Origin of the sequence: Jeotgalibaca caeni (assembly GCF_028863945.1) — a bacterium.
In the GTDB taxonomy this organism is placed as follows: domain Bacteria; phylum Bacillota; class Bacilli; order Lactobacillales; family Aerococcaceae; genus Jeotgalibaca; species Jeotgalibaca caeni.
Genome location: NZ_JARBEA010000057.1, coordinates 1 through 15742, shown reverse-complemented (window position 1 = coordinate 15742; position 15742 = coordinate 1). Strand labels below are relative to the sequence as shown.

Annotated in this window: 17 protein-coding genes, 2 pseudogenes and 1 riboswitch; of the genes and pseudogenes, 6 read left to right on the top strand and 13 right to left on the bottom strand. The window is 42.3% G+C overall.

What is annotated here, in order from left to right:
* Positions 1–118 precede the first annotated feature (118 nt).
* The 4 genes and pseudogenes from PVE40_RS10670 to PVE40_RS10655 all read right to left on the bottom strand — a co-directional run bounded on the left by PVE40_RS10670 (position 119) and on the right by PVE40_RS10655 (position 2875).
* Complete coding sequence (locus PVE40_RS10670) at positions 119–658, bottom strand: VanZ family protein (protein ID WP_274731917.1); 540 nt, start codon at positions 656–658, stop codon at positions 119–121.
* 104 nt (positions 659–762) lie between these two features.
* Positions 763–1248 carry a hotdog domain-containing protein gene (locus PVE40_RS10665; RefSeq protein ID WP_274731916.1) on the bottom strand — a complete coding sequence of 162 codons (486 nt, stop codon included), beginning with the start codon at positions 1246–1248 and terminating at the stop codon, positions 763–765.
* Between the two features lie 52 nt (positions 1249–1300).
* Positions 1301–1630 (bottom strand): annotated as a pseudogene (locus tag PVE40_RS10660) (PTS sugar transporter subunit IIB).
* Positions 1631–1660: 30 nt separating this feature from the next.
* On the bottom strand, positions 1661–2875 hold the full coding sequence (locus PVE40_RS10655; protein WP_274731915.1) for a PTS sugar transporter subunit IIC: 1215 nt from the start codon (positions 2873–2875) through the stop codon (positions 1661–1663).
* A 40-nt stretch (positions 2876–2915) separates the two neighbouring features.
* Here PVE40_RS10655 and PVE40_RS10650 point away from each other — a divergent pair.
* A pseudogene (locus tag PVE40_RS10650) lies at positions 2916–3074 on the top strand (transposase domain-containing protein); the annotation flags it as partial.
* A 372-nt stretch (positions 3075–3446) separates the two neighbouring features.
* Here the strand turns inward: PVE40_RS10650 and PVE40_RS10645 are convergent.
* The 3 genes from PVE40_RS10645 to PVE40_RS10635 form a co-directional block, all read right to left on the bottom strand.
* Complete coding sequence (locus PVE40_RS10645; RefSeq protein WP_274731914.1) at positions 3447–5318, bottom strand: heavy metal translocating P-type ATPase; 1872 nt, start codon at positions 5316–5318, stop codon at positions 3447–3449.
* A gap of 132 nt (positions 5319–5450) precedes the next feature.
* A riboswitch (NiCo riboswitch) is annotated at positions 5451–5559 on the bottom strand.
* A 351-nt stretch (positions 5560–5910) separates the two neighbouring features.
* Complete coding sequence (locus PVE40_RS10640; RefSeq protein WP_274731913.1) at positions 5911–6075, bottom strand: class I SAM-dependent methyltransferase; 165 nt, start codon at positions 6073–6075, stop codon at positions 5911–5913.
* Positions 6076–6422: 347 nt separating this feature from the next.
* A complete protein-coding gene (locus tag PVE40_RS10635) occupies positions 6423–6857 on the bottom strand; it encodes a nucleoside monophosphate kinase (protein ID WP_274731912.1) in 435 nt (144 codons plus the stop codon).
* 389 nt (positions 6858–7246) lie between these two features.
* On the opposite strand from PVE40_RS10635, the gene PVE40_RS10630 reads away from it, so the two are divergent.
* Genes PVE40_RS10630 through PVE40_RS10620 form a run of 3 tightly spaced genes read left to right on the top strand, consistent with a single transcriptional unit; the run spans position 7247 to position 10859 of the window.
* Positions 7247–8737 carry a multicopper oxidase family protein gene (locus PVE40_RS10630; RefSeq protein WP_274731910.1) on the top strand — a complete coding sequence of 497 codons (1491 nt, stop codon included), beginning with the start codon at positions 7247–7249 and terminating at the stop codon, positions 8735–8737.
* Between the two features lie 32 nt (positions 8738–8769).
* Entirely contained in the window at positions 8770–9453 is a 684-nt protein-coding gene (locus PVE40_RS10625; RefSeq protein ID WP_233570080.1) for a response regulator transcription factor, read from the top strand.
* On the top strand, positions 9450–10859 hold the full coding sequence (locus PVE40_RS10620) for a sensor histidine kinase (protein ID WP_274731909.1): 1410 nt from the start codon (positions 9450–9452) through the stop codon (positions 10857–10859). Before PVE40_RS10625 ends, PVE40_RS10620 begins: the two co-directional genes overlap by 4 nt.
* 88 nt (positions 10860–10947) lie before the next feature.
* Here PVE40_RS10620 and PVE40_RS10615 read toward each other — a convergent pair whose 3' ends face one another.
* From PVE40_RS10615 to PVE40_RS10595, 5 genes are all read right to left on the bottom strand, one after another.
* The gene (locus PVE40_RS10615; RefSeq protein ID WP_274731908.1) at positions 10948–11364 is read right to left on the bottom strand and encodes a NusG domain II-containing protein; all 417 of its coding nucleotides are present in this window, start codon (positions 11362–11364) and stop codon (positions 10948–10950) included.
* 40 nt (positions 11365–11404) lie between these two features.
* The gene (locus PVE40_RS10610) at positions 11405–11638 is read right to left on the bottom strand and encodes an SHOCT domain-containing protein (RefSeq protein WP_076765105.1); all 234 of its coding nucleotides are present in this window, start codon (positions 11636–11638) and stop codon (positions 11405–11407) included.
* A gap of 44 nt (positions 11639–11682) precedes the next feature.
* Positions 11683–12522 (bottom strand): prolipoprotein diacylglyceryl transferase, encoded by an 840-nt coding sequence (gene lgt / locus PVE40_RS10605; protein ID WP_274731906.1) that lies wholly within the window; start codon positions 12520–12522, stop codon positions 11683–11685.
* Between the two features lie 43 nt (positions 12523–12565).
* Complete coding sequence (locus PVE40_RS10600; RefSeq protein WP_274731905.1) at positions 12566–12922, bottom strand: M23 family metallopeptidase; 357 nt, start codon at positions 12920–12922, stop codon at positions 12566–12568.
* 147 nt (positions 12923–13069) lie between these two features.
* Entirely contained in the window at positions 13070–13882 is an 813-nt protein-coding gene (locus PVE40_RS10595; protein WP_274731904.1) for a coiled-coil domain-containing protein, read from the bottom strand.
* Between the two features lie 316 nt (positions 13883–14198).
* Between PVE40_RS10595 and PVE40_RS10590 the strand changes: the two genes are divergently transcribed.
* Positions 14199–14405, top strand: a complete 207-nt coding sequence (locus PVE40_RS10590) for an adhesion protein (protein WP_274731903.1) — start codon at positions 14199–14201, stop codon at positions 14403–14405.
* 49 nt (positions 14406–14454) lie between these two features.
* Entirely contained in the window at positions 14455–15057 is a 603-nt protein-coding gene (locus PVE40_RS10585) for a TIGR01906 family membrane protein (RefSeq protein WP_025479029.1), read from the top strand.
* A 173-nt stretch (positions 15058–15230) separates the two neighbouring features.
* Here the strand turns inward: PVE40_RS10585 and PVE40_RS10580 are convergent.
* The coding region (locus PVE40_RS10580; protein WP_274731902.1) for an HAD-IC family P-type ATPase at positions 15231–15742 on the bottom strand (512 nt) is incomplete at its 5' end.

Here is a 15742-nt window from a genome sequence, read left to right as displayed (position 1 = left end):
AAAAGGGCCGGAGGCCGTTACTATTTTCATCCATCAGGGTGTTCGCGGAAGCGAACATGAGTGTTTGTCCCACTCTCACAGTCATAGTTTGTTCAAAATGAGAAATCAATATAAGGAATCATCCAAAATTGACGAAGCTCGCAACACCAATCAACCACAACCCTGTTAAAACGAATACCCCTATTGATCCAATCGCACCTATTCCATTCAGAATTTTATTTGCTTTTGAACCGAATCCTTTCAGAAACAAAAGGTGGATCATCACGCCAATCATTCCACCAGTTGTATTGCCTAGTAAGTCCGTTATATCGCTACCGCCTACCATCAAAATATACTGCAGCACTTCAAACAACAAACTTGTCCCTGCTATAGGAGCAATTTTTTTCAAAAAAGGCCATGTTGGCTTCAGCATACTGATATAGATACCAAACGGAATAAATCCCAGAATATTATAATAAATTTCTTGCATATCCAATTGGCCGTCTCGAATAGCTGTTCCAGCAAAAGGAGTGAGATTGATTCTCCTGAACCCAGTAAACTGACGCAAGTCGTAAAAGGAAAATTGCATCTTAAAAAGTACAATCCACGTCAATACAACTAAATAAACCACTAATAGGCCTCTTGTTATTTTGTTTTGATTGTTTTTTGTTTTATCCATTTATCTATCATTCCTAAACCATGGTTTCTTAGCTTTCAAAGGACTATATTCTCAATACCCGTCCAATGCTCTCAAAGCCTGTCGCTCCTTATACTAAGCAACTTCTACATCTTATCTTTGACACTTACGGCAACCATTTGAGCTTGAGCTCGGATAAGACCATCTGCTTCCATTTCCATCTTGATTATTGCTTTTCTCTCCCCAATTTCTTGCAGACAGGAGCGAATGGTTATCGGTTCATCCATTGGTACTGGTTTTTTATAATCTATTTCTAGCCTAGCAGTGATAAACCGACCAATCACCGTCTCACCTGTGAGTTCGAGTCCCTTATTCTTGTGGGCAAACCAAGCAGCAGAAGCAGTTCCATGGCAGTCAAAAATCGTTGCAATCATACCCCCAAACAGATTGTTTGGTACCCCTCCGGTATATTGTTTATCGGGGGTATACTGAGTGATGCAGGTTTCACCATCTTCACTCGGATAAGTTTTCAGTTGCAGACCTTGTTCATTTTTTGACCCACACCCCCAACAATTTTGAAATTTTTCCCCGTATGTATCCTGAATAGCGATTCTTTTCTTTTCTGTTTTCATTCTTCCATCCTTTCTGAATGATTAATTTCTTTAAACTTAAAGCAAAGTATCTTTACAGGTCACTTTCTTCCATCATTTCAAGAGCTTTTTCAAATACCTTTGCTCCATCCATCATACCGTAGTCTCTTATATCAATTACTTCCACTTTTACTTGTGGCTCAAATCTTTTTTGAAATCATTTGAAATCATTTAATAAATACCTGACTTGAGGGCCTAACAAAATTACCTTCGGATTCTGTTGATCAAATTCTTCTTGAGCAAGGTCTTTTGATGTGGCAAAAATATTTGTTTCTAGATTCTGAGAAGAAGCCGCATCTGTCATTTTTTTCATTAATAAACTAGTACTCATCCCACTTGAACAAACTAACATAATGGTTTTCATTATTGTTTCTCTCCTTCTAAGATAAGCATTTTATTTAACTGAGGCAGAAACTACGGCGGCACCACTCTCCAATTCTTGCTTTTCTGAAATTTTGAAAAATGGGTAGTAAATAGCAACACTAATAAAGATAGATACAATTCCCCAGATTACTGCACCAATATTTCCGCCAGTGGAGAGATAGTGATTAATAATAGGTGGAGTAGTCCATGGTGTGTTAACAACGATCCGACCAATTATATTTTGAACAGTCAAAAAATAGGTAAGTATCGTCAATACGAGTGGCGTTAGGATAAATGGAATCATCATGATTGGATTCATCACAATAGGAAATCCGAATATAATCGGCTCATTAATACAAAAAATTGCAGAAGGTAACGCCATTCGTGCAAGAGAACGGTAGGATGGAACTTTGGAATTCCACATATTAATAATGAGTCCCAGAGTTGATCCGATACTTCCATAGCATAGGAAGACAATATAAAAACCACCTGCAAAGATATTGGGAATAGGGTCTCCTTTTGCGAAGGCTTCAGAGTTAGCAGCGAATAAAGCTAAAAAAATTGGATCGCCCATACTTCCCATGACGTTACTGCCATGAATACCGGCGCACCATAAGAGCAACAGAACAAAAACATAGAGCAACATACCTGGCAATGTATTTAGTCCGACAGCTAGAGGAGAAAATAACTGTTGTATCAACTGGTTTACATCAATCTCCAACATGACACGTATCATCCATGCAGTCGTAATAATAACCGCCCCAGGAATCAAGCTTGTAAAACTTTTGGATACAGCTTCCGGAACTCCATCAGGCATCTTAATAATGATATTATGCTTTACAAAAAAGTTAATGATTAATACTGATGCGATCCCAGTTAAAATTCCGAGGAATAAACCAGTAGAACCCATTTTGGAAACATCTACAGACCAATCTTCTGTTGCTTGAAGCATTAGAAATGCGGACAAAGAAAGTACCACGGAATTAATTTGATCAAGTTTATAAGACTCCGCTAGATAATACGCTACTCCTGCACATGCAACTAATCCTAGAATACCAAAAGTAAAGTTAATAGGCACGCCTAACTTTATTCCAAATTCACCTAAAAAATTACTCCATCCTTCGAATGGCAAATTTGCAAAAATTAAGAATAAGGATCCTACAACCGTTAATGGCATCGTAACAGCAATACCATTACGGACAGCAACTACAAATTTATTCTCGCTTACTTTCAGTATTCCTGGCATAATTTTTTTTTTGAAAAAATTCCATAAAATTATCCATGCCTACAGCATCATTGAGACTGCCAAAGCAAATAATCTGAATGTATTCAAATACCTGACGTATTTGTTCAAGGAACTTCCGAACACTCCCTTCAAAGAGGAGCCCGAACTTCTTGAGGATTATTTGCCATGGAATGAAAATGTCCAGGAAAACTGCAAATAACCCTACTACGATATGATATCCATATTGTAGCAGGGTTATTCGTGTTGCAGTATCTACCTGATTATTTGGCGCTTACATTGATCCTTATCAAGAAGTGGTTTTCCTTCGAAAATAGTTTTTCACTGCGCGATCTTTTTTGTTTTACTCTTTCGTATAACTCTATGATAGCTCCTTTATTGTTTTTAATAATTGATGACAATCAAGTTTGAATAAACGATTTTTAGCATGTATTTAAAATAGATAAAGCTGATAATTTCTGTTCAGAAATTATCAGCTTTTTTGACGATTTAGGCTTTCGCCAAGGGGAAGCTTCATTCCCTACAGATACAAATTTAAAAAGCTGTAGATATTCGCTCACCCTTTCAGCTAATATCATGATGCAGTCTGACAAGCACCACTTAATTCCGCTTTTGTTTTTTCGGACCCTAACAACCGCAAGCCGTTTAAGATGACGAGGATTGTGGAGCCCTCATGGAACAGTACTGCTAAAGGAAGTCCCAGAACGCCGAACATATTTAAGGTAATCAAGCTGACAATAACAGCGATGGAGAAAATGACATTTTGAATAATGATTTTATTTAATTTCTTGCTTAGCTGATAGCTATAAAACAATTTAGACAAATCATTCTTCACTACAACGACATCAGAGGATTCCATTGCGACTGACGAGCCACTTCCCATCGCAATTCCGATATCTGCATTCGCTAGCGCGGGCGCATCGTTGATCCCATCGCCAATCATCCCAACAACTTCTTCTTTTCCTTGGCTTTTTAAGACAAAATCTATTTTATCTTCCGGTAACATGGAAGAAATATAGTCATCTACCTTTACTTCCTTTGCAACCTGTGCCGCAACCTTTTCGTTATCTCCCGTTAAAAGACAAACTTTGATGCCCTCTTTTTGGAAATCCGCAACCGTACTCGCTGACTGCGGACGAATTCGATCCCGGAGTGAGAAGTAACCGACGACTTCATTTCCCTTCGCTACAAATATGGTCGTATCGCCTTTTTCCAGTAGCTTTTCAAACTGATCAAATTTATCATAGTGCTTAAATGCATCCGGTTTTCCAACCAGGATTGCCCCTTTTTTAATTCCCGAACCAGCAATTTCTTCAATCGATTCCGCTTGATTCACTTGTGCTAAGTTAATCTCTTTAAAGGCAGAAACAATTGCTCTTCCGATTGGGTGACTGGATTGTTGCTCCATATAAATGACTTCTTTTAACAGCTCTTGGTCCAAATGATAATCGACCACTTGGAAGTCGCCATACGTCAATGTTCCGGTCTTATCTGTATACAAAATATTCATTGTACTCAACGCTTCCATTGCGGCTCCACCTTTAAATAGGATACCGTTTTTGGCTCCATTACTTATCGCACTTAACGTAGCCGGTGTAGCTGATGCCACCAATGCACATGGACTAGCCACTGTTAAAAATACCATTCCACGATAAAATGCTTCTTCTAATGGTAGGCTTAGGAAATAATATAGAAAGAAGATGAAAATAGGTACGATAATTAAAACGCCAATCACGTACTTACTTTCAATACGGTCTATAAACTTTGCGATTCGAGAAGGTTTGTTTTGTGCTTCTTCAACCATCCGGATAATATTGGAAAACATGGTTTGATTCAGTGTCTTGTTTACTTCTATATGAAAAACATTTCCTTCATTAATCGTTCCGGCAAAAACTTCATCCTTTAACTCTTTTTCTACTGGGACAGATTCACCCGTTAAAGCCGCTTCATTCACAATTGCATTTCGGTCGATCAAGCCATCAATAGGGATTTGACCACCTTTCGATACCACGACAATATCCCCAATAACTAACTCTTTCGTAGGGGTAACCACTACATCCCCATTTTCTTTTAGCACTTGGGCTGTATCGGGTACTTGCGCCATTAATTCTGAAATCGCGCTGGTGGATTTGTTCGTTGCATAATCTTCCAAAACTTCTGCAGCAGCAAAAATCAATAGCAACGCCGCTCCTTCAGACTCAAAATCAATGATTACTGCACCAACTGCTGCCAAAACCATTAATAGGTCGACATTTGGTGAGCGATCTTTAATCGTTTCAACAACAGCATGTTTTGCCGCATAGAAGCCTAAAAAGAAAATTGAAATATAAAATAGTATGGAACTGTATGCATCATTTAGTGGGATAAAGATAAACCCTAAGATTGTAAATAAAACACCGACAACTAAAAATTGACCTTGCCTACTTTTTGTTAGGTACTCAACCATTTCTAAAACCTCTTTCTTATTTTTTGTTTTTTTTTTTGCTTACCAATTATTACAAATCCAGTTCATCTCATTTTTTCACTCCCCTTTATTTAGAAATATATATAAAAAAGGGCACACCTATAGAACAGAATTAACTGTCCCACAGGTATGCCCTTATTATTTACATACTCTGCTGCCGCAAAAATTGCAGCCCGGCTGCATGGACCTTTTATATGTCCACCGCCTGTTCAGATCACAATGAATATAACCAACAAACAAAATCTGTTATATTCCAAAGCTTTCATTATTTAGTTTTAATATGCTTCATTGATTCTCATGTGACTATTATAACAAATTTTTTTTTGAATTTCAAATCGCTTTTCCATTATTTGAACAGGGTAGAATAGTAATCGCAGCCATAAGCTTTGTGGCGGATCGAAGTCTAGGAAATGTATGCTTCCTCCAGGAACCAACACCCGAAAAGACCCCCGCAGCGTTTTATGTTTCATTTTCAACGTTTAGTGGTGAAAGAGCAGACTGGAAAAGACAGGGTCAAACACATCAATATCAAAGGACAGATGGAAAGATAGTCCTTGCTGGAAGGAGATGACTACTATACTCTTCCGTGCTTTTTTTGAGCTAATCTCAATATTTGGGGATCTGCGTCCAACCCTTTGACGATTGCTTTTGGTTGTGCATCTTTCGGCATCAAAAACAGTGTCCCGGTCCCACAGCCTACACCTACAATTATTTGGTCAGGAAGGAGGTCTGCTTGCACGATAAACCGCCTCTTGAACCCTCTTCCTGCATCCATTTCATGAGCGGATCATAGAGGAAGTTCAACCAACGAAACCGAAGTGCTGGGACCACCTTACTTGGATTTCGAGCCATTCCCTTATCACTCTCTACCTTTGTAATGTTTGCCAGTATATATACATCAAGCCGGCCCGTTAAATGGACATTCTTGAAACAAGCCTTAAGAATGGCTGTATATCTCTAAAGACCTCTGAAGGCTCTTGATCCCCGTCCACGATAGAGACGAGTCCCCGTTTTTGATAGAAGTGCAAGAGTTCCTCAATTTCAGCCTCACTTACTTGTATCCGTCTTTCTACAATATCTGATTGGTCATCTATGCGAGGTAAAAAAGCCCCCCCACTCCTTAGTGGCATTAGGGAAGAGGAATGGGGATTGGAGTCGCTTCGCTAACCTCCTGCGAACTACTCCCTTTCCGACAGCGAGGTAAAGGACTGCATCCAACTGCATGCCTTGGCTATGCAAGTATGCTTCTACCGCTTCCGCTTGTTGCACTGTGCGTGGATAGCCGTCCAAAACAAATCCATTTTTTGTGTCTTCCTCTCCTAATCGATCCCAAAGGAGCTCGTTCATCAAGTTATCAGGTACGAGCTCCCCTTTCTCCATGAATGTTTTGGTCTCTAAACCTATTGGATTTTTATTCTGGACAAAGGAACAGAGGATATCCCCTGTGGAAATATGCGGAATCTGATAGCTAGTCGCGATTCTATCCGCTTGGGTTCCCTTGCCAGCTCCCGGCATGCCCATTACAATGATATTCAGTTGTAACCCTCCTATTTACCTTGTACCCTCTTGTGGATCATTTGAGGGAGCTCCTAATATTCTGGCAACTATGGAACAATAAGTCTTTCATTAGTAAGAGAGATAATTTTCTACGTCTATGAAGCAGACTATATGCACCTGTTAGTGGTTCTCTCTTTATAAATCCGGATGAAAAAGAGTATACTTTCTACAACGAGGCATCCCTCCACCTATCATTCTGCCCCCTGAGGAAATCCCACGATTGTGTAGGGAACATGTAGAAAGTAAAAATGAATTTCTAAGGATCCTTTTTGAAACAGTAGCACTCCTCCTCCATAAAGCCTACACAATTGAAGAGTAGAATAAACTTAGTAAAAAACCAAGGAGGAAGCATCATGAAAAAGCAGGCTACAACCATCTTTTTAGGAATTTCCCTGCTGTTACTCGCCGTAGTCTCTTTCATTTTTTTCAGGCAAATAGATACAGGCAGCTCAGGTTTATTTTCTAATCAAGGGGGAAGAATGCCGGGAATGGGCATGCACATGGGCGGAGAGGTCACTACCGAATTGGCGCCTTCTACCGAGCAATCGAACAAACTTGTGCTTCCACCCATTCTGGAAGGAAATCTCACCCCGGAAGATGGTACCTCCTACTCAATCACCGCGCTGAATGGCAACACACAATTGAAAGAAGGGGAACCTACCCCAACGTACGGCTATAACGGGTCTGTCTTGGGACCGATCATCCGCATCAGGAGCGGTGAAAAAGTGGAAATTAAGACGGAAAATGAGTTGGATACCACTACTTCCTTTCATTGGCACGGTTTGAAAGTACCTTCCAATGTGGACGGTGGGCCACATACGCCTATCCCTACCGGTGGAACTGCCGATTTGAAATTCATGGTCAAGCAGGAAGCGGCCACCCTCTGGTTTCATCCCCATCCCATAGGTGAAGCGGGGGAACAAGTCTATCAAGGCTTGGCTGGTTTAATCTATATTGAGGATGAGAATTCCGACTCTTTAGCCCTTCCAAAAGAAATTGGTATCAATGATTTCCCTGTGATTGTGCAAGACCGTTCCTTCGGCTCCAATAATCAACTCGACTATACCCAATCCTATGGACCTGATGGAACCTATGGGGACACATTGATGATGAACGGAACCATTAATCCTTATCTAGACGTTATGAATGAGAAGATCCGCTTACGTGTCCTCAACGGCTCCAATGCCCGGAACTACCAATTCCGCTTGTCCAACAGCAGTACCTTCTATCAAATTGCTTCAGATGGAGGCTTCTTGAATGAGCCCGTTCCCATGGAAAGCCTGCAACTGGTTCCAGGTGAGCGCGCCGAAATCATTCTGGACTTGAGTGATTACAAAGTCGGGGAAAAAATCCAATTGATGGAAGCCAACATAGTCGTCCTCACTATCAATGTGACAGAAAAAACTTCAAAAAAAAGCCCCCCGTTACCCAAGACTTTAAACAACATCCCAAAAGCAGAAGATTCTACTACGCCTGACAAAGTGATGACCTTTAGTGGCATGGGAAACATGGTCGCCATTGACGGCAAACAGTTCGACATGGACCGGATCGATTTACGCGCTAAGGTCGGGGAAAAGGAAGTTTGGGAGATTAAAAACATACGGGACATGATGGGTGGCATGATCCATCCTTTCCACTTGCATGGCGTCCAGTTCAAGGTGATAAGCCGGAATGGCAACGCCCCGCCAGCCAATGAACAAGGTTGGAAAGACACCATCGCACTTTATCCAGGCGATAGCGTCAGGATTGAAGTCACATTCCCAGAAAAGGGGATTTTTATGTACCATTGCCATATCCTAGAGCACGAAGACAATGGCATGATGGGTCAAGTTTTAGTAGAATGAAGATACCAACGAAATTGGAGGAGAAAGATTACGTGAAGATTTTAATTGTGGACGACGAAGCAAGCATTCTGGATATCGTGGAAGCCTATTTGAGTGCAAAAGGCTATCAAGTGTTTCGCGCTTTGAGCGGAAACGAGGCTTTAACAAAGGTTGATGTTGTCCAACCTGACTTGATTGTGTTGGATCTCATGCTGCCTGGTTTATCTGGCCTCGAAGTCTGTAAAAAAATAAGGGACTCCTCCACTGTACCGATTATCATGTTGACTGCGAAAACAGCCGAAAAAGATATCTTGGAAGGGTTAAGCTTGGGGGCTGATGACTACATCACAAAACCATTCAGCCCGAAAGAGCTGGTTGCTCGGGTCGAAACCGTTTTACGCCGTGTCCAACCAGAATACCGAGAAGAAAAGTGGTCTTTCGAAGAAGGTTTGCTGGTTATCTACCCGGATCGAAAACAAGTATTCAAACAAGGTGAAGAAATCATTTTGACCCCGACCGAGTATGCTTTATTAGCCCTTCTGGCCTCACATCCAAAGCGCCTATTTTCACGGGAACAGCTGCTGGACGCTGTGAAAGGACTCGATTTTGATGGAACGGATCGGGTGATCGATACCCACATCAAAAATATCCGTCAAAAAATTGAGGACGACACGCGCAACCCCTACTTCATCTTAACCGCATATGGAACGGGGTATCGATTTGGTGGTCAAAAATGAAGCGAACCATTAAATGGCAACTCTTGCTCTCGTTTGTTTCTCTGTCCTTTATCTTAGTGGGGACCTTCAGCTGGATAACACTAAACTTAATGGAAAGCCACTTCGAAGACTATGTGCGCGAAAGGCAAGAATCAGAGTTAACAGCATATCAGACTGAGTTAGAAAACTTCTATCAGAAAACGGGTACTTGGGCAGATGCCCCTCCAACAATCCAAAATATTGGACGCGATGCTCTCCAGAAAGGCATCATCCTAAAAGTATATGACCACGCTGGCAACCAAGTATGGGGCCCCTCTCCCTCAGAGGAAGAAGAGTCAAAAGATAGGATTCAAACCCACCTCCTACATATGGAGCAGATAATGGGCGATATAGAGAGTGGATACGTGCAGACAATCGTTCCCCTCGGTAGCGAAACAGACCCAATCGGTTCTCTCGAAGTGCAATCCGTTGGACCTTTCGCTTACACGGAACATGATGCGTTATTCCTTGCCAATATGAGGAACAACTTGATTTTTGTAGCGATTGGGTCCCTAATTATCTCCTTATTTTTCGCGTTATTGATTGCCAGAAAATTGAGTTCACCAATCGTCAGAATACAGAATTTTACGACGGAAATTGCGAAGGGTCACTACAGTCACCTGGCGATTGAGGAAACAGGGATTCAGGAAATTGACAGCCTCTTGGATTCCGTGGATGAATTGTCTGGGCAACTCCAACGCCAACAAGAGATTCGTAACCGCCTTTCCTCTGACATCGCACATGAAATCAGGACACCATTGACGACTTTGAAAGGCAATATTGAGGCCATGATTGACGGGGTCTGGGAAGTATCGGAAGAACGCCTCTACCACTGTTACGAGGAAGTTAACCGCATTGCCCGCCTGATTGGACAAATTGATCGGATTAATGAAATTGAAAGCCATGAAAGCCAGCTGCAGAAGTCATCCTTTGATTTGCTAGAACTTACGCAACAAGTTGCCGGCACCTTTCAAGCTTTGTTGATTGAGAAGGGCATTGAATGTGCCATTAAAGGGGAAGCGGTTTTAATTTCTGCTGATCGAGATAAGATTCATCAAGTGGTAACTAATCTCTTGTACAATGCGATTAAATTTACCCCTTCCGGTGGCCACATTGATCTTCAGGTTACCCAAATTAATGGCGCAGCCTCCTTTAAGATAACCGATACCGGTCAAGGAATCCCTCCAAATGAAATCAATCAAGTTTTTGAAAGGTTCTATATGGCTGAACCCTCTAGGAACAGGAAACTGGGTGGCCAAGGGATTGGTTTATCGATTGTGAAAGGAATTGTGAACGCCCACCATGGGACCATCTCTGTCGAAAGCACATACGGAAAAGGAACGACTTTTATTGTCAGTCTTCCGCTAGAAAGCCACATAAAAGCATAAAAGAGGCACTCCCATTATGGTGGAGTGCCTCTTTTTTCCCTATTTGTTGGCAGTTTGATACATTTTGTTTGGCAAGGTTCTGCTTTTTTCACTGAGCCATCACATCTATGTCTGACTCTTCTGGATTTTCAGTTACAATTTCAATTAATAATCGGTGAGGTAGATTGAGACTCGTCTCCCCAGGAGATTGAATCCAATCTCTTCGCACCGCAATCTGGTACGGACTGTTGTCTTCCTTATTTCGAATCCGTTCGCCGTCTATCTCGACAATATTGTATTTACCGGGTGCCGGATAGTAGGTAATGAGTCTGTGTTCCTCATTTCCTGTCAGCAGGAAACGATCCACCTCTTCGCCATTAATCGAGATAACCGCGTAAACATTGTTATTATCATTATTCGTCTGTTGGACTGCAAAGATAACCGTCGGTAAAAAAGACAAAACAATAAGGAGGAAGACAATAACAACATCAAAGGGTTTTACCATTTTTATGTACTTCGTTATCATTATTTTTCCTCCTTTTTTCATTTATCTTCTCGTCAGCAGTTTACTCCAAGTGCTTTTTACGCTTCAGGTATTCCTCTTCTGTCAGGTTTCCTTTGGCAAACTCTTTTTGCAGGACCTCCAAAGGCGTTTCTTTTTCAACCGTCCGATTCCCCTTATCGGAAACAAGTTTAATGAAGAGATACACCACAATAATCACTAGGATGATCCAAAATATTCCCATAAACATCATGGACCCCATTCCGCCCCGTGTCAAGCTGTTCCAACATTCCATCATGATAAAAACGCTCCTCTCTATATTTTAGACGTGGCCCATGTGATTTAGTGCTCTTCCTTCAGCTTCCATCCTTTTAGATAGTAGGCTTTTGGCGGATAATCCCTTCTACGGTAAATCCAAATGGCGATGGCGCCAACGAACAAGAGGAGGGACAACCCTTGGGACACCCTTAAAAAATCACCCATCCATAAACTGTCGGTGCGCATACCTTCGATAAAGAAGCGCCCCACCGAATACCAAATAACATAGCTGAGGGCCACTTCGCCTCGTCGCAACAAGTTTTTCCGATTCCTCAACATGATAATGATGGCAAAGCCTAAGAGGCTCCACAAGGACTCGTACAGGAATGTCGGATGGTAGTAGGTGCCATTAATTTGCATTTGATCAATAATAAACTTTGGCAGGTAAAGGTTCTCCAAAAAGGTGCGGGTCACTGCTTCCCCATGGGCCTCCTGGTTGATAAAGTTCCCCCATCGGCCAATGGACTGCGCCAACAGAACATAGGGCGCCAGTATATCGAGCATCAATGAAAAAGGGATCCCTTTTTTCTTCGTGAACCAGTACACGGCTAGCCCCCCTGCAATCAAACCGCCATAAATGGCGATGCCGCCTTGCCAAATGGCGATGATTTCAAGCGGTTTCTTGGCATAATACTCCCATTGAAAAAGAACGTAATAAATTCTTGCTCCGATAAGTCCAAGGGGGACAGCCCACATTGCCATATCTGTAATGTCCTCTTCGCCCAAGCCTCTTTTCTTTCCTTCCTTAGAGGCCAGTGTGATGGCAAGCAACATAGCGCCGACAATAATTAAGCCATACCAATACAAGGTAAAAGGGCCAAAGGAAAACGCGACGCGGTCGATTGTTCCGACAATTGATTTCATAACTTACTCCTTACTGATCTTCATTCTGTATCCCGTTCGATAGTTATAAGCCCAAATAAGGCGCTGGATCGACCTGGATTCCGTTTTCGTATACTTCAAAGTGAAGATGGACGCCCGTAGAATCTCCGGTGGTTCCCATGATGCCCAGTTTTTGCCCCTGGGTCACTTGTTGCCCTGGAGAAACTTGGAGGCTTCCCGCTTCCATGTGTGCATACAAGGTTTGGAGGCCATTTCCGTGATCGATTTTCACATAATACCCCCACGAGTTATGATAGCCTGCGATGATGACCTTCCCGCTTTGCGCTGCTGAGATAGGGCCCCATCCACCGAAGTCCATGCCCGCGTGCAAGCGCCACTCGCCTGAAATCGGATGCACCCGGAAGCCAAATGGATCCGTCACGATACCATTGCTGGGCCGAATGAAACCTGAATCGAGGACGGCGGGGCCTTCTATTTGGGTAGCTCCAGTCGGAGCTGTCTCCATGGCGATACTTTCTTCAAAGAAGCTTTCCGGGACAATCTCCCCAGCCATTTCAATTGCTGCCTCTTAGGCAGCTCGTTGTCTAGCTGCTTCTTCTTCCGCAATGCGGCGTTGTTCTTCCTTCATGTCATCGGATAAGTTGCTCACCGAATGAATGATAGCTTGCTGCTGCTGCACGATTTCTTCCTTTTCGGCTTCCGTTAGTTCATACTCTTGTGCAATCTGTTCGATTTGGTTTTCCAACTCTCCCTTCTGGGTCACGAGGTTGGTTCTTGCCACTTCCACATTCGCACTCAGTAATTCCAGCTCTTGCTTCACGTCTTCCGCCTCTGCTTTTTTCTCTTGTAGGATCATTTGATCATTTTTTTGTTCTGTCATGATGTCCCTGTTGTGGCCCATGATACGATTGATGACGCTCACGTTCCCTACCATTTCTGCTAAACTATCGGAATTAAAGACTGCCTTTAGAACGAGATTTGAGTTGCCATTTTTTTGAACGGATCGTGCTTGGATTTGGAGTTTTTCTCTCCTAATCGCAATCCGTTCCTCCAGGGTAGCTATTTCCTTGTCCAGCCCCTTTATTTTTTCCGCAGCATTTTTCAGTTGTATTTGTTGCCCTGCCATTTGTAAGGTGAGCGCATCAATTTTTTCTTGAAGTGCGATAGTCTCTGTTCGCAACTGCTCCTTCCTTGCTTCTAAACCATCCAACTTTACTTGTTGGCTGGTGCTTTCTCCATCTAATTCCTGCAGTTGCTTCTCAAGCTGCTCTTTCTCTTGTGTCAGGTCTTCAATACTTCGTGCATTTACATCCATAGGAAGGATGAGCAAACTCGATAAGAGTGGGATACTTATAAATTTGACAAGCTGCTTTCTGTCCATGTGTCCTCCTAGTTTCAGGCTGGGTGGCGAATGTTAACGAATGTTGCCTGTTATTTCAATCATTATACCGTTACAACTATATGAGATAGGAACCTCCTTTCTTATTTTTATCGACTATACCAATGAATTATGTAGATTTTATGGAGTTGCCCCATCTCCATAAGAACCACATAATTTTTTATTACTCTTATCTAGAAGATGAAAAATAGTCTTTGTTCTCACTCATTTGGTTTGATTTTTTCTTGTTTCAGGGTTTGCCATTCACAATCTATTTCGTTTGTAGCATTGGTATAAAAATAAAAGAGGAGTGTTGAAGATGGAATCAATTATATTTGTGGTACTGATGGTGGTTGGACACATGCTCATGATGTTTCTCATGCCTGGTATGCATGGCGGTCATAACCATAAAGGACATGACCATACCGACGACGCGGAGGATAAAAAGCGTCTGGAAGATGAAATCCAGCAATTAAGGGAAGAGCTGAGTGACACGAAAGCCCGATTAAACCAAAGCGAATGGTAAGGGGGCTGCTGTTTTGAGGCAAAAAATATTCTCCATAACTGGATTCATCATGATTTCGCTTTTCATCCTTTCCCTTTCCATCGCCGTCACCATCAACTTTACGCCGCTCTATTCGTTTGACATCGATTATTTGGAAATAACGGAAACGCTTAAAATGCCAAAGGAACAGATTTCAACAAATTACCGCATCCTCCTGAATTACCTGAATATGCCTTGGATAGCAGAACTTAACATGCCGGATTTTCCCAGTTCAGCGCGTGGGCTATTCCACTTTGTTGAAGTAAAAAAACTCTTTGCCTTAGATTACCTAATCCTATTGTTTTCCGGCGTAGGCACGTTTGGATTTGTGCGGTATCTGAATAGGAGACAACAATCTTGGCAGCTCCTGCTCTACTTCCGCCGGGGAACCCTTATTCCCCTTGCTATCCTTTTGGCTCTCCTGGTTAGCTTCGACACGCTGTTCGTGCTTTTCCATCAAGTTTTCTTTAACAATGACGCCTGGCTCTTCAATGCCACTACTGATCCTATTATCTTAGCTTTACCTGCCGAGTTCTTTATGCACAGTTTCCTCTTGGCCTTTGGATTAATCGAAGTCTTCCTAATCCTGGGGTACTTCACTACTAAATATCGAATCTCTGCCCCAAGCCGTTGATTAAAAAGGTTATGGTTCATAAGAAAAACAGGCTCTCCATCGAAAGCATGGGAGCCCTGTTTTTATCGAAAATTTATCGATCTATGATTTTCCTTATACAGCATACTGGCTGGTCTGACCCGATTCTGGAAAGGGGTCAAACCAGCCAGTGCTTTTTTCGTTCCTGCTTCGTTTTATTTAGGGTCTAATTTCAGAAGCATGGCATTGATGGCAACGATAACCGTGGAGAGGGACATCAGGACTGCTCCAAATGCAGGGCCCAAGGTAATTCCGATCGGAGCGAGGAGGCCAGCAGCGATTGGAATCGCGATAAAATTGTAGCCTGCTCCCCACACCAAGTTTTGTTTCATTTTACGTGTCGTCTTGTTTGCTAACTCGATAAAGGATTCAATGTCTCCTGGATCAGACTGAGTAAGAATAACATCCGCAGAATCCAAAGCTACTTGCGTTCCCGCCCCTATTGCAACCCCTACGTCTGCCAGCGCTAGAGAAGGTGCATCATTAACGCCGTCACCAACCATGATGACTGTTTTACCTTGATTTTTCATTGATTCTACCAATTTATATTTATCTTCTGGAGATTGGTTGGCTTTGTATTGAATACCTAAAATTTCTGCAACTCCTTGTGCAGCTTCCTCGTTATCACCAGTAGCCATGAGTGGTTCAATTCCGTATTTTTTCAGCA

Bases quoted from the DNA above. Each gene is read 5' to 3' on its own strand.
- PVE40_RS10620 (WP_274731909.1), top strand. From the start codon at position 9,450: ATGAAGCGAACCATTAAATGGCAACTCTTGCTCTCGTTTGTTTCTCTG.
- PVE40_RS10585 (WP_025479029.1), top strand. From the start codon at position 14,455: ATGATTTCGCTTTTCATCCTTTCCCTTTCCATCGCCGTCACCATCAAC.
- PVE40_RS10590 (WP_274731903.1), top strand. From the start codon at position 14,199: ATGGAATCAATTATATTTGTGGTACTGATGGTGGTTGGACACATGCTC.
- lgt (WP_274731906.1), bottom strand. From the start codon at position 12,522: ATGAAATCAATTGTCGGAACAATCGACCGCGTCGCGTTTTCCTTTGGC.
- PVE40_RS10615 (WP_274731908.1), bottom strand. From the start codon at position 11,364: ATGATAACGAAGTACATAAAAATGGTAAAACCCTTTGATGTTGTTATT.
- PVE40_RS10610 (WP_076765105.1), bottom strand. From the start codon at position 11,638: ATGATGGAATGTTGGAACAGCTTGACACGGGGCGGAATGGGGTCCATG.
- PVE40_RS10635 (WP_274731912.1), bottom strand. From the start codon at position 6,857: ATGGGCATGCCGGGAGCTGGCAAGGGAACCCAAGCGGATAGAATCGCG.
- PVE40_RS10595 (WP_274731904.1), bottom strand. From the start codon at position 13,882: ATGGACAGAAAGCAGCTTGTCAAATTTATAAGTATCCCACTCTTATCG.
- PVE40_RS10655 (WP_274731915.1), bottom strand. From the start codon at position 2,875: ATGCCAGGAATACTGAAAGTAAGCGAGAATAAATTTGTAGTTGCTGTC.
- PVE40_RS10665 (WP_274731916.1), bottom strand. From the start codon at position 1,248: ATGAAAACAGAAAAGAAAAGAATCGCTATTCAGGATACATACGGGGAA.
- PVE40_RS10645 (WP_274731914.1), bottom strand. From the start codon at position 5,318: ATGGTTGAGTACCTAACAAAAAGTAGGCAAGGTCAATTTTTAGTTGTC.
- PVE40_RS10670 (WP_274731917.1), bottom strand. From the start codon at position 658: ATGGATAAAACAAAAAACAATCAAAACAAAATAACAAGAGGCCTATTA.
- PVE40_RS10630 (WP_274731910.1), top strand. From the start codon at position 7,247: ATGAAAAAGCAGGCTACAACCATCTTTTTAGGAATTTCCCTGCTGTTA.